The organism is Pseudomonas entomophila (assembly GCF_018417595.1).
Classification (GTDB): domain Bacteria; phylum Pseudomonadota; class Gammaproteobacteria; order Pseudomonadales; family Pseudomonadaceae; genus Aquipseudomonas; species Aquipseudomonas entomophila_C.
In genome coordinates, this window is record NZ_CP070982.1 from 2,705,263 (window position 1) to 2,717,176 (window position 11,914).

The window sequence follows — 11,914 nt, forward strand, 5'->3', positions numbered from 1 at the left end:
TGGCAGAAAAATCAGCCTCGGTACCCTTGCATCACCTCATCCGCCATACGGTCCAGGCAAGTCACGCTGGCGGTGCACAGGTACCAGGTCTGCGCATCGACGAAGACCACCCGGCCGTTGTTCCAGGCCTTGGTCTTGCGCAGCAGGGGGTTGTCGAGGGTCTGCAGGTCGAGCGCGGGACGGCGCTCCATCACCGCGGTGCGGTCGATGACATAGAGGATGTCGGGGTCGGCCTGCTGGATGAATTCGTTGGAGATCGGCTGGCCATGCAGGCCGGCCTCGATATCGCTGCTGGCCGGCTTCACCCCCAGGGTGTCGAAGACGAAACCGTAGCGCGACTTCACGCCGTAGGAGGTGAAGGCACCGTTGTTATGCAGCACGATCAGGGCTTTCTCCGGACGCCCCTCGGTCACCTTGCGGGTCTGCTCGACCTTGGCCTCCATCTGCGCCACCTTCTGCTGGGCCAGCGCCTCTTTGCCGAAGATGCGCCCCAGGGTGGTGAGGTGCTGCTTGGCCGCGTCGATGAAGTTGCCGTGCTTGTTGTTGAGGTCGACGTCGTCGTACACGGTCGGCGCGATCTGGCTCAGCTCGGCGTAGTTCTGCGCCTGCAAGGGTGAGATCAGGATCAGGTCGGGCTTGAGCGCGTGCAGGCGTTCGAGGTTGGGCTGGATGGTGGTGCCGACGTCGGCCACGGCCGGGTCGTCGCGGTACTTGCTCAGGAAGCTGGCCACGTAGTCCTTGGCGATGCCCGCCACCGGCGCACCGAGCTGGTCGAGGCTGTCCAGCTCGCTCATGTCGAACGCCACCACGCGCAGGGGCAGCTTATCGATTACCGTAGTGCCCAGCGGGTGCTCGATGCTCACGGGCTGGTAGGGCGCCGCCGAGGCTTGCGCCTGCGCGGGCGCCTGTGCCGTGGGTTTGTCGCAACCCTGCAGCGCCGTGGCGATGGCGAAGGCGAGCAGGGTGGCGGTGATCCGTTTTCCGCTTGCGAAGGTCATGTCAGTTCCCTTGATGGCGATGGATTGAAGTAGTTGCAGACGAAACCCCGCTCGCTGCGCAGGATCTCGAAGTCCAGGTCGAACAGCTCGGCCAGGCGCCGTTCGTTGACCACCTCGGCCACCGAGCCCTGGCAGTGCACGGCGCCGCGCTTCATGGCGACGATGTAGTCGGAATAGTTGGCGGCGAAATTGATGTCGTGGACCACCAGGATCACCGTACGCCCCTGCTCGTCGCACAGCCGGCGCAGGGCGCGCATGATCAGCACGGCGTGCTTCATGTCGAGGTTGTTCAGCGGCTCGTCCAGCAGCAGGTAGTCGGTCTGCTGGGCGATGGTCATGGCCAGGAACGCCATCTGCCGCTGGCCGCCGCTGAGTTCGTCGATGTAGGACTGGCGCAGCGCCTCCAGCGACAGGAAGGCGATGGCCTCGTCGATGGCCTGGTGGTCTTGCGTGGTGAGGTTGCCGCGGCTGTAGGGGAAACGGCCGAAAGCCACCAGCTCCTCGACGGTCAGGCGCAGGTTGAAGTCCGGGGCCTGGCGCAGGGTGGCCACGCGCTTGGCGTAGTCGCGGATGGTGATCGACGCGATATCGCGCCCGCCGATGCTCAGCTCACCGCGGGTGGCGGTCTGCAAGCGGGCGATCAGCATCAGCAGGGTGGTCTTGCCGGCGCCATTGGGGCCGATCAACGAGGTCACCTTGCCCTGGGGAAACCGCACGCTGACATCGCGCAGTATCGGCTTGTCGCCGTAGGACTTGTGAACGTGGCTGAGGGTGATCATGCGGTGCCTCGTGTGCGAACCATCAGCGCGAGGAAATACACGCCACAGACCAGGTTGATCAGGATGCTGACGGAGGTGTTGTAGTTGAACAGCTGCTCGACCAGGTATTGGGCGACGATGAACAGGGCGATGGCGATGGCGCTTGCCATGGGCAGCGTGACCCGGTGGCGGTGGGTGCGGGCCAGGGTGTAGGTGATGTTGGCGACGAACACGCCCATGAACGCGGTCGGCCCGACCAGGCTGGTGGACAGCGCCACCAGCAGCGCGATCAGCGCCAGTTGCAGGCGCACGCTGCGCGGATGGTCGACCCCGAGGGAGATCGCCTGGTCACGCCCCAGCGCCAGCACATCGAGCACCGGCAGGGTGCGCCAGGCGACCAGGCCCACGGCTGCCACCAGCGCGGCCGCCACCATTACCTGCGCCGGCTGGGCCTTGTTGAACGAGGCGTAGTTGAAGCCCTGGAAGATGGAAAACTCGCCGGGGCTGATCTTCAGCTGGATGAACTGGGTGAAGGTGGTGATCACCATGCTCAGTACCAGCCCCAGCAACAACAGCAGGTAGACGTTGTTGCGCCCGTCGCGCAGCAGCCAGCGGTGGATCAGCCAGGAGTACAGCAGCATCAGCAGGATCGACAGCGCCATGTTGCCGCCGCGCCCCACCAGCACCAGGCTCTGGGTGCCGAGGAACAGGATCAGCAGCGCCTGGAACAACAGGTAGATGGCTTCGTAGCCCATCACTGCGGGGGTCAGGATGCGGTTGCCGGTGAGCGTCTGGAACACCACCGAGGCGTAGGCCACGCAGACCCCGGCGACGCCCATGGCGGCCAGGCGGGTGAGGCGCCTGGGGATGACCCAGGCAAAGTCGAAGCCGGAACCGATCAGCAGGAAGCCCAGCGCCAGGGCCAGCACCAGCAGCCACAGGCCACGGCGGATCAGCGTGTCGCTCATGGCTTGCTCCTCATCAGCAGGACGAGGAACAACACGCCGCCCACGCTGCCGGCGGTCATGCCGATGGGCACCTCGAAGGGGTAGATCAGCAGGCGCCCGACGATGTCGCAGGCCAGCAGCAGCGAGGCGCCGCACAGGGCGACGATGGGCAGGGTGCGCTGCAGGTTCTCGCCGTAATAGATCGCCACCAGGTTGGGGATCACCAGCCCGACGAAGGGGATCGCGCCCACGGTGATCACCGTGGCGGACACCGTCAGCGCCACCAGCAGCAGACCCAGCGCGGTGTTGGCGGCGTAGTTCAGGCCCAGGCTGCTGGCCATGCCTTCACCCATGCCCAGCACGGTGAAGCGCTGGGCGAACAGATAGGCCAGCGCCACGATCGGCAGGATCAGGTAGATGATTTCGTAGTTGCCCTGGACGATCTTGGAAAAATCCCCCAGCAGCCAGCCCTGCATGCTCTGCAGGACGTTGTGCTGGAAGGCGTAGAACTCGGCGATGGCGCTGAGCACGCTGCCGTACATCAGGCCGATCACCGGCACCAGCACGGTGTTCTTGAAGCGGATGCGACGGATGATCGCCACGTACAGCAGGCTGCAGGCGAAGCAGAACACCAGGGCGACGCTCATCTTGATGAAGGTGCCGGCGGCCGGCAGCGTGGTCAGGGCCACCAGGATGCCGAGCTTGGCCGCGTCCAGGCCGCCCGAGGTGCCCGGCTCGACGAAACGGTTGCGCACGATCTGCTGCAGGATCACCCCGCACACCGCCAGCCCCACGCCAGTCAGCACCAGCGCGGCCAGGCGCGGCAGGCGGCTGGCGGTCAAGGTCAGCCAGGCATCCTCGGAGGCGTTCAGCAGGTCGCTCCAGGCCACCTGCTTGACCCCGACCATCAGCGACAGGCCGCACAGCACCACGAACAGCAGGACAAGAGAGGCAATGCGCTTCAAGCAGTGCCCTCGCTGACCGGCTCCGCGGCGATCCGCCAACCCTTGGCCGCGCGGCGCTGGGCCAGGAAGTGCGCATACAGGCCGGGTGTTTCGCTCAGTTGCGCGGGTGTGCCTTGCTCGGCGATGCGGCCGTTGTCGAGTACCACGATGTGGTCGGCCATGGCCACCGTCGACAGCTGATGGGCGATCACGATCAGCGTGCGTTTGCCGCGCAGGCGCGCCAGCGCCTCGGCGATCGCCGCCTGGTTCTCCACATCCAGTGCCGCGGTGGCTTCGTCCACCAGCAGGATCGGCGCGTCCTTGATCAGCGCCCGGGCGATGGAGATGCGTTGGCGCTCACCACCGGAAAGCCGCGCGCCGCCTTCGCCGACCGGCGTGTCCAGGCCCTGCGGCAAGCGTTCGATGATTTCCAGCACGCCCGCCGCGCGCGCCGCCTCCAGCACTTCGGTGTCGTTGGCGTCGGCTTTACCGATGCGGATGTTGTCGGCGATGCTGCCCTGGAACAGGTAGGCGTCCTGGAAGATCTGGCTGATCTGCGCCGCCAGTTGCCCGGCGGACATCTGCCGCACATCCACGCCGCCGACCTTGAGGCTGCCCTGGGTGACATCGAAGAAGCGCGCAATCAGCCGCACCAGGGTGGTTTTGCCGGAGCCTGAGGCACCGACCAGCGCCGTCATGCTGCCCGGGGCGATCTTCAAGCTGACTTGACGCAGCACCTCAGGCTGATCGTCGGCATAGCGGAAGCTCACGCCGTCCAGTTCGACCCCGGCATGGGCTGGCTTGGTCGGCTGCTGGGCCTGTGGCAACGGCTGGACCGCGAACAGCTCGCGCAGCACCCCCAGCTGGCTGCGCGCGCCGCGCAGCACCTCGCTGTAGCTGGCCACTTCCAGCAGCGGGTCGATGAAACGGCTGACCAGCAGCAGCGCCAGGACCACCGGAATCAGCGCACTGGCCGGCAGCCCGGCGCCCCACAGCTCGGCCAGCCACGCCACGCAGCCGACCAGCAGGGCGGCGAAGGCGGCCTGCACCGTCCAGGTGTTGAACACCACTGACATCGCCGACACCTGAATCAGGCGCTTGGCCGACTGCTGCTGGCGGGCGATGGCCTGTTCGAGGAAGCGCGTGCCGCCGTCGGCGCCATTGAAGGCGCGCAGCACCGACTGGGCCTGGGCGAACTCGACCATGCGCTGGCTGGTGCGCGCGGTGTCGGCGTGGAAGCGTTCGTCGGCGCGTTGGCCGAGGCGTGCGGTCAGCGCGAACAGGCCGAACAGCAGGGGGAGGGTAAGCAGGGCGATCAGGCCCACCTGCAGGTTCAACACGAACAGCGCCACCACCACCACGAACGGCGTGATCACGCCGGTGATCAACGGGGTGAAAACGTGGGCCGGCAATTGCGCCACGGTCATCATGCCCTGCGCGGTGACATGGTTCAGGCGTGCGGTGTTGTGGGCGTCGAACCAGCCCACCGGCAACTGCGCGACGTGGTCGCCGAGGCGATGCCGGCCCCCCTGGAGCACGGCGACGCCGACCCGGATGCCGGCCTTTTCGACCACCCGGCGCAGCGCCCAGCACACCAGCGAAGCGACCAGCAGCACACCCAACCAGCCCGTGGCCCCTGGCACATCGCCTGCCAGCAAGTGGCCGAGCACCGGTAGCACGCTGAGAATGGTCAGCCCGCACAGCAGCCCGTAGACCAGCGCCTTGACGAGATAGCGATGCAGCACCGGGGCGTCATCGCCGAGCAGTTCGATCAGGGTCTTCAGCATGGCGCCTGCTCCTGTTCCTTGGTCTGTTGGTAGCCGCCCAGCGCCCACAGCCGAGCGTAATGGCCGTTGCGCGCGAGCAACTGCGTGTGGTCGCCCTGTTCGAGGATGCGGCCGTTGTCGAGCACGATGATCTGGTCGGCGTGCATCACCGTGTCCAGGCGGTGGGCGATGACCAGCAAGGTGCGCTGGCGGGCGAAGCGCGACAGCGCCTGCTGGATCTGCACTTCGTTTTCGGCGTCGGCCGCGGCGGTGGCTTCGTCCAGCACCAGCACCGCAGGGTCGAGCAGCACCGCCCGGGCGATGCTCACCCGTTGCAGTTCGCCGCCGGAGAGCTGCACGTCCTCGCCGACCACCGAGTCGTAGCCGCGGGGCAGGGCGAGGATGCGCTGGTGGATGTTGGCGGTGCGCGCCGCCTGCTCGATCTCTTCCTGGCTGGCCGAGGGCCGGCCCAGGGCGATGTTGTCGCGCAGGCTGGCGTGGATCAGGCGCACCTCCTGCAGGACGAAGCCGATATGCCGGTACAGCTGGGCGGTGTCGAGCTGGCGCAGGTCGACGCCATCCAGGGTGATGCGCCCATCGGTGGGGTCGAAGAAGCGCAGCAACAGGCGCGCCAGGGTCGACTTGCCAGCGCCGGACGCGCCGACGATGGCCGTCACGGTGCCGGGTTCGAGGGTGAAGTTGATGTCATCGAGCACCGGGGTGTCGCCGTCATAGCTGTAGCCCAGGTGTTCGAAGCGAATCCCGGCATCTTTCGCCAGCGTCCGGCTGTTGTGCGCCGGGGCATCCAGCAGCGGCGTGCGCAGCAGGCCATCCACCCGTTGCGCCGCGCTGGTGGCGGCATGCAGGTCGTGGGTGATGTAGCTCATCAGCAGCAATGGCGCGCACATGCCCGGTGCCACCAGGGCGAAAGGCAGGATGTCCACCGGGCGAATCCAGCCCAGGTAGGTGAACAGGGTGCCGAAGGCCAGCACCACGCCCAGCACCGCCACCGGGGTGACCAGCGCGTGGGCGTTGGCCATGGCGCTGACCAGTGGCCGGGTGAAGTCGGTGAAGGCAGCGGCGAAGCCATCGACCGCCTCGCGGTAGCTGCCATGGGCCTTGCCCTCGATACCGAAAGCCTTGACCACCGGGATGCCATTGACGAACTCGACCACCGCGTTGTTGATGCGCCCCATGTGCGCGCCGAACGCTTGCATGTTGGCGCCGCTGGCCTTGGTGGCCCTGGACACGAACAGGAAGAACAGCGGGAACGGCAGCAGCGAGACGATCGCCATGCGCCAGTCCATGGCGAACAGGTACAGCACCGTGGCCACCACCGCGCCCCAGGTGCGGCCGAGGGTGGTGTAGTAGTGCGCGGTGAGGCTGTGCAGGGTGTTCACGTCGTCCTGCATCGCCTGCTTGACCTCGCCCGAGGCGCGGTTGGTGAACCAGCCCAGCGGCACCTTGGCCAGGCGCTGGGTGATGGCCAGGCGCAACTGACGGGTGATCCGGTTGTCGGCCAGGTGGGCGAGGGTCTCGCCCAGGGAGATCAGGATCATGCCGACGAACAGGGCGCCGAGGCTGAGGCCCAGCACTTGCCAGACGCTGGCCTGGATCTGCGCCCAGGGCGCGACGCTGTCACCCTGGCCCAGCGCCAGCTGGCCGATATGGGCGACCCCGGCCAGGGGGACCAGGGTGAGCATCGTGCCGACCGCCGCCAGGCTGCCGGCGACGATCAACCGCCCGCGGATCGGCCGCAGTACCTCGGACACCGGGTTGGCGGCGGTGTGCTCCTTGCTCGCATCGTTGGCGCTCATTCCATCTCCTCTGGAAGCAAACTTGACTCATCGGCCCGCTGAAGGGGCTGGATATCACCCGTTGTCTCAGCGGGGAACTCCTGTGGGAGCGGGTTTACCCGCGAAGCAGGCAGCGCGGTGAAGGGCACCGGCTTTGCCGGTGTTCGCGGGTAAACCCGCTCCCACAGAGGCTGCTGCATGCTTTGTCTGCAGGTACATATATGTATTCCGAACGGTGCTGGAAAACCCTCAATGCGTTTCATTCAACAGCGCCGGCGAAAACGGTGAACAACTGCGCAAGGCCGAGGCGATGTACTTCTCCACCGACGACACCGACACCTTCAGCTCGGCGGCGATCTCGCGGTGGGCCATGCCGTTGAGCTTGTGCAACAGCAGCGCCTGGCGGCTGTTGGCGGATTGGCGCTGCAAGGCGGCATCGACCGCGACCAGCGCCTCCAGGGCCAGGGCGCGGAACTCCTCGGAAGGGGCCAGGGCTTCGTCGCGCTGCTTGAGTTCGTCGAGGTAGCGGGCCTCGAGCTGGCGCCGCCGGTACAGGTCGATCACCTTGCCATTGGCGATTTGCGCCAGGTGGCGGCGGCAGTCCTGCGCCGCAGGCACGCAGCCCTTGTTCAGCAGGATGAGGCAGATGTCGTGGGCCAGGTCGGCGGCGTCGCAGGTATTGCCCAACTTGCGCCGCAGCAGGTTGCACAGCCAGCCATGATGGTCGACATACAACTGTTCCAGTTGTTGCCGGAGTGCGAACGATCCCTTGTCCACGAACTTCTCCAATACCGCACGAGCAAACAGATTTTTGACTAATGATAATTACTACGATTAGCATCGAAAGCATACGGTGTTGATCAGGTACTTGCAACGCAGCCTGTAGCCGTTGAATCCAGCGCCCGGTCTGGCCGGGCGCGACTCCAGGACCGAGGATCGGTCTGTCTGCCCGTATACGGGTTGTACTGTTTGAAGAGGCGGAGCAATTCCATGATGGAACTCAATTCAGGTGCGCAGTCCCAGCAACCTGTCAGCGAATTCGAAGAACATGCCTGGCTGCTGCAGCAGCAATTTCCCGAGCGGGTGCTCAAGCACTTCAGCGCCTGGCGGCTGGGCGAGGATATCGACCTGGCCAGGCTGCAAGGGGCGATCGCGACCGTGGTCGCCAGCCTGCCGGCGCTCAATGCCCGCTACTGCTTCAATGACGAGGGTGATGTGCAAAAGGTTCACGACAGTGATCCGCAGGCCTGCATCGGCGAACTGACCGTCACCTCCGATGCGCAAGCCAGCGATCGGCTGCTGGCCTTGCAGGCGCAACCCTGGGACGCCGAAAGCCAGGCGCCGCTGACGGCGCTGGTCATCCGTGGCGGGCAGGCGCCGATCCTGGCCTTCGTGTTGCACCAGGTGCTCGACCAGACCTGCCGCGAGGACGACCTCTACCGCCTGACCATGGATGCCTACGCCGGGCGCCCGGTCGGCGCGCCACACCTGCCCTGGTTGCAGCGCCAGGCGGCAGGCGATCAACCCGTCGCTGAAGTGACCAGTGCACCCGCGAGCAACGACACTGACGTCGCCGCGCTCATTCTCGACGAGTTCCGCCGTGCCCTGGGTGTGGCGAACATGACGGCCCAGGACGACTTCTTCGACCTGGGTGGCCACTCGCTGCTGGCCACGCGGATCATCGGCAAGCTGTCGAGCAACCATGGCGTCGAGGTGCGCTTCAACGACTTCTTCAGCGCGCCGACCGCCGCCGCGCTGGCCGCGCGTGCGCAGGTGCAAGGGCACAAGGGGAGCGTGGATGCCGCCCTGCAAGACGATGTGCAACGGGCGCCGTTCGCCCTGGCCCAGGCGTCTCTCGGCCGGGCCTACGCAGCGTTCGAGTTCGGCACCATCTTCAACCTGCCGTTTGCCATGACCTTCCTCGACCCAGTGGACGAGGCGGTGTTCGAACAGGCGTTCAGCGACCTGGTGAAGCGCCACGCCAGCCTGCGCACCACCTTCCATTTCGAGGGCGACGAGGCCTGGCAGCAGTTGGTGCCGGTCAACCAGCTGGGCCAGTACAAGTGGTTCTGGTCCAGCCGTGAAAGTGCCGGGGCGAACCTGGCCAGCGAAGCCGGCTACCGCTTCGACCTGTCCCGTGAGCTGCCGATGCGCGTGCGCTTCTTCCGTGATCCGCACAGCCAGCAGCAGTCCCTGTCGTTGCTGGTCAACCACATGGCCATCGATGAGTGGTCGCTCAACGTGATGATGGAAGACCTGGCCCGCGCCTACCTCGCACGCGCCCAGGACCAGTTGCCATGCTGGGAGGCGGCCGTGCCGTCGTTCCACCAGTACGCGGTGAAGGAGCTGGCGCGTGGCATCAACCAGCAGCACCTGACCTACTGGACCGACATGCTGCGTGATGCCACTCGCGGCTTGGCCCTGCCGGCCATCGGTGAGCAGGGCAGCGCGCCCGTGGCCGAGGCGTCCACCCGCGCGCAGTGGTTCGAGATCAAGCCCGACCAGGCCATGGTCGACTTCCTGCACGGCTTTGCCCGGCAGAACGACTCGTCGCTGTTCGGGGTGATCTACACCGCCATCGCCCTGGCCCTGCACAAGGTCGGTAACCTCCCCGACCTGGTGATCGGCACTTCGGCCTCGGGGCGTACCGACCCTGCGTACTACGAGACGGTCGGCTACTTCACCACCATGGTGGCGCACCGCATACAGTTCGAACCGCGCCAGAAGGTGGGGGCGTTGATCGAGGGCGTCAGCCGCCTGATCAACGACTCCATGGCCTATGCCGACGTACCGATGGAGCATATCCAGCAAGCCCTGGGGATGACGCCGGCGGACGGGTTGCTGTTCGATGTGTACGTGCAGATCCATGCCAACAACGCCTTGAACGGCGCTCTGGTGACGCCCGAGGCGGGGAACATTCGTTACCGGCAGATCGACCCGGAGAAGAACGAGTCGATGTTCGGCATCCAGTTCGAGATCATGGACAACATGATCGATGGCCAGCGCGTACTGCGCCTGGTGGTCACCTACCGCACCGATCGCTACAGCGCGCAGCAGATGGCGCGGGTGACCGAGGCTATCGAAGGGGTGTTTGCCCTGTACGCCAGTGAGGGCGGGGCGGCGATGGCGGTGGAGCACGTGCGGGTTTGAGGCAGTTGGGGTTGCCCATTGATAGGGCGCAACCCCTGTAGGAGCGACTTCAGCCGCGATCAGCCGCAACGCGGGTGCCAGATGCCGCGGCGCCTGCATCGCGGCTGAAGCCGCTCCTACAGGGTTTCAGGGCCGCAGGGCGGCCCCGGTTGTCTGCAATCACTCCTCATGCATGCCATAGCGCTGGAACGCCGAGCGCTTCGGCAGGCGGTAATGCGGTCGCCCCAGCAACTGGTTGACGATGCTCGCATTGCGGATCGCGGCAATCCCCAGGTCCGGCGAACCGACACCATGCTGGAAGATCTCGGCGTTCTGCACGAAGATCCGCCCGGCACCCTGGTCGCAGCGTTGCGCGGTGAAGTCTTCCCCAACGATGCAGTCGCCGTGCTCGTCGGTGGCCAGTACGCTGCCCTTGAGCCGTTCGAACCACGCTGGCCAGGCATGCCCGTAGCCCGTCGCGGCGACGATCGCATCCGCTTCGAACGCACTGGTCTGGTCGAGTTCACGGTGGCGGTAATCGATGCGCAGTCGCCCACCGACATCCTCGACACGCTCCACCTCGCAGTTGGACAGCAGCGTCAGGCCGGTGTCGGCGCCGCCGACGGAGCGCTCGTAGATCAGGTCGTAGATATCGCCGATGGTCGAGAAGCTGATGCCCTTGTACAGCAGCCCTTGCCCGGCGACGATCTCGCGGCGCCGCTCCCGTGGCAGGCTGTGGAAGTACTCCATGTAGGAGGGGGTGAAGCACTCCTGGCCCAGCTTGGAGTACTCCATCGGGTGGAACCCCTGGGAGCGGGTGATCCAGCGAATCGACGCGCCCGCCGCGACCCGCTCCGGGGTCAGCTCGTTGAACAGCGCCAGCACGCACTCCGCCGCGCTCTGCCCCGAACCGATCACCGTCACCTGCCGGCACTGGGCCAGCTGTGCCTGGCGTTTGGCGAACTCGGCCGAATGCAGGATCGGCGCCGTGCTCTTGACCTGCGCCCAGCGCGGCAGCAGCGGTGACGTGCCCACGCCCACCGACAGGTGCTGGCTGTAGTACTGGCGCTTGTAGCCGGACAGCGACTGGCTCTCGATCAGGAAGCGCCCGGCGTTGGCGTCGTAGCGCACATCGCAGACTTCTTCGCCGAAATGGCAGCTCGCCAGTTGCTGCGAGGCCCAGCGGCAGTAATGGTCATACTCGCGGCGCGGCACCTGGAAGTTGTCGTAGTAGTAGAACTGGTACAGGCGCTCGTGCTGGTGCAGGTAGTTCAGGTAGCTCAGTGGATGCGTGGGGTCGGCCATGGTCACCAGGTCGGCGAGAAACGGCACCTGCAGCGTGGTGCCCGGCAGGATCAAGCCTTCGTGCCAGCGAAACTCCACCTTGCGGTCAAGGAAGACACCGCTCACGCCAGGATGCTTGGCGAGCAGCGCGGCAAGGCCCAGGTTGAACGGGCCGATACCGATGCCAGCGATATCCACAGTGGGTAAATCCTTCATCCGATCCATCTCCTTTGGTTCAGCAGTTCAAGAAGGCGCGGCCAGCGTTGCTGGCGCCGCGCCCTGATTCGTATCG

General features: G+C 66.1%; 9 protein-coding genes. 1 reads left to right on the forward strand and 8 read right to left on the reverse strand.

Features of this window, described 5'->3' with window-relative positions:
- Positions 1–11: 11 nt before the first annotated feature.
- The 7 genes from JYG34_RS12095 to JYG34_RS12125 all read right to left on the reverse strand — a co-directional run bounded on the left by JYG34_RS12095 (position 12) and on the right by JYG34_RS12125 (position 7,986).
- Complete coding sequence (locus JYG34_RS12095; protein WP_213660893.1) at positions 12–998, reverse strand: siderophore ABC transporter substrate-binding protein; 987 nt, start codon at positions 996–998, stop codon at positions 12–14.
- Positions 995–1,777, reverse strand: coding sequence for an iron ABC transporter ATP-binding protein (locus JYG34_RS12100; RefSeq protein WP_213660894.1), 783 nt, complete (start codon positions 1,775–1,777; stop codon positions 995–997). Before JYG34_RS12100 ends, JYG34_RS12095 begins: the two co-directional genes overlap by 4 nt.
- Entirely contained in the window at positions 1,774–2,724 is a 951-nt protein-coding gene (locus tag JYG34_RS12105; RefSeq protein WP_213660895.1) for an iron chelate uptake ABC transporter family permease subunit, read from the reverse strand. Before JYG34_RS12105 ends, JYG34_RS12100 begins: the two co-directional genes overlap by 4 nt.
- Entirely contained in the window at positions 2,721–3,668 is a 948-nt protein-coding gene (locus tag JYG34_RS12110; protein WP_213660896.1) for an ABC transporter permease, read from the reverse strand. The genes JYG34_RS12105 and JYG34_RS12110 overlap by 4 nt, the downstream gene beginning before the upstream one ends.
- Positions 3,665–5,434: an ABC transporter ATP-binding protein gene (locus JYG34_RS12115; RefSeq protein ID WP_213660897.1), complete on the reverse strand. Its 1,770-nt coding sequence runs from the start codon at positions 5,432–5,434 to the stop codon at positions 3,665–3,667. Before JYG34_RS12115 ends, JYG34_RS12110 begins: the two co-directional genes overlap by 4 nt.
- Positions 5,428–7,230 (reverse strand): ABC transporter ATP-binding protein, encoded by a 1,803-nt coding sequence (locus JYG34_RS12120; protein WP_213660898.1) that lies wholly within the window; start codon positions 7,228–7,230, stop codon positions 5,428–5,430. The genes JYG34_RS12115 and JYG34_RS12120 overlap by 7 nt, the downstream gene beginning before the upstream one ends.
- Before the next feature lie 228 nt (positions 7,231–7,458).
- Complete coding sequence (locus tag JYG34_RS12125; protein WP_213660899.1) at positions 7,459–7,986, reverse strand: sigma-70 family RNA polymerase sigma factor; 528 nt, start codon at positions 7,984–7,986, stop codon at positions 7,459–7,461.
- A 213-nt stretch (positions 7,987–8,199) separates the two neighbouring features.
- On the opposite strand from JYG34_RS12125, the gene JYG34_RS12130 reads away from it, so the two are divergent.
- Positions 8,200–10,359: a condensation domain-containing protein gene (locus tag JYG34_RS12130; RefSeq protein ID WP_213660900.1), complete on the forward strand. Its 2,160-nt coding sequence runs from the start codon at positions 8,200–8,202 to the stop codon at positions 10,357–10,359.
- Positions 10,360–10,518: 159 nt separating this feature from the next.
- Here the strand turns inward: JYG34_RS12130 and basC are convergent, their stop codons facing one another.
- Positions 10,519–11,838: a putative histamine N-monooxygenase gene (basC, locus tag JYG34_RS12135; protein WP_213660901.1), complete on the reverse strand. Its 1,320-nt coding sequence runs from the start codon at positions 11,836–11,838 to the stop codon at positions 10,519–10,521.
- Between the last annotated feature and the right edge of the window lie 76 nt (positions 11,839–11,914).

Coding starts and splice junctions, on each gene's coding strand:
- JYG34_RS12120 (WP_213660898.1), bottom strand. CDS start 7,230: ATGAGCGCCAACGATGCGAGCAAGGAGCACACCGCCGCCAACCCGGTG.
- basC (WP_213660901.1), bottom strand. CDS start 11,838: ATGAAGGATTTACCCACTGTGGATATCGCTGGCATCGGTATCGGCCCG.
- JYG34_RS12130 (WP_213660900.1), top strand. CDS start 8,200: ATGATGGAACTCAATTCAGGTGCGCAGTCCCAGCAACCTGTCAGCGAA.
- JYG34_RS12105 (WP_213660895.1), bottom strand. CDS start 2,724: ATGAGCGACACGCTGATCCGCCGTGGCCTGTGGCTGCTGGTGCTGGCC.
- JYG34_RS12100 (WP_213660894.1), bottom strand. CDS start 1,777: ATGATCACCCTCAGCCACGTTCACAAGTCCTACGGCGACAAGCCGATA.
- JYG34_RS12095 (WP_213660893.1), bottom strand. CDS start 998: ATGACCTTCGCAAGCGGAAAACGGATCACCGCCACCCTGCTCGCCTTC.
- JYG34_RS12115 (WP_213660897.1), bottom strand. CDS start 5,434: ATGCTGAAGACCCTGATCGAACTGCTCGGCGATGACGCCCCGGTGCTG.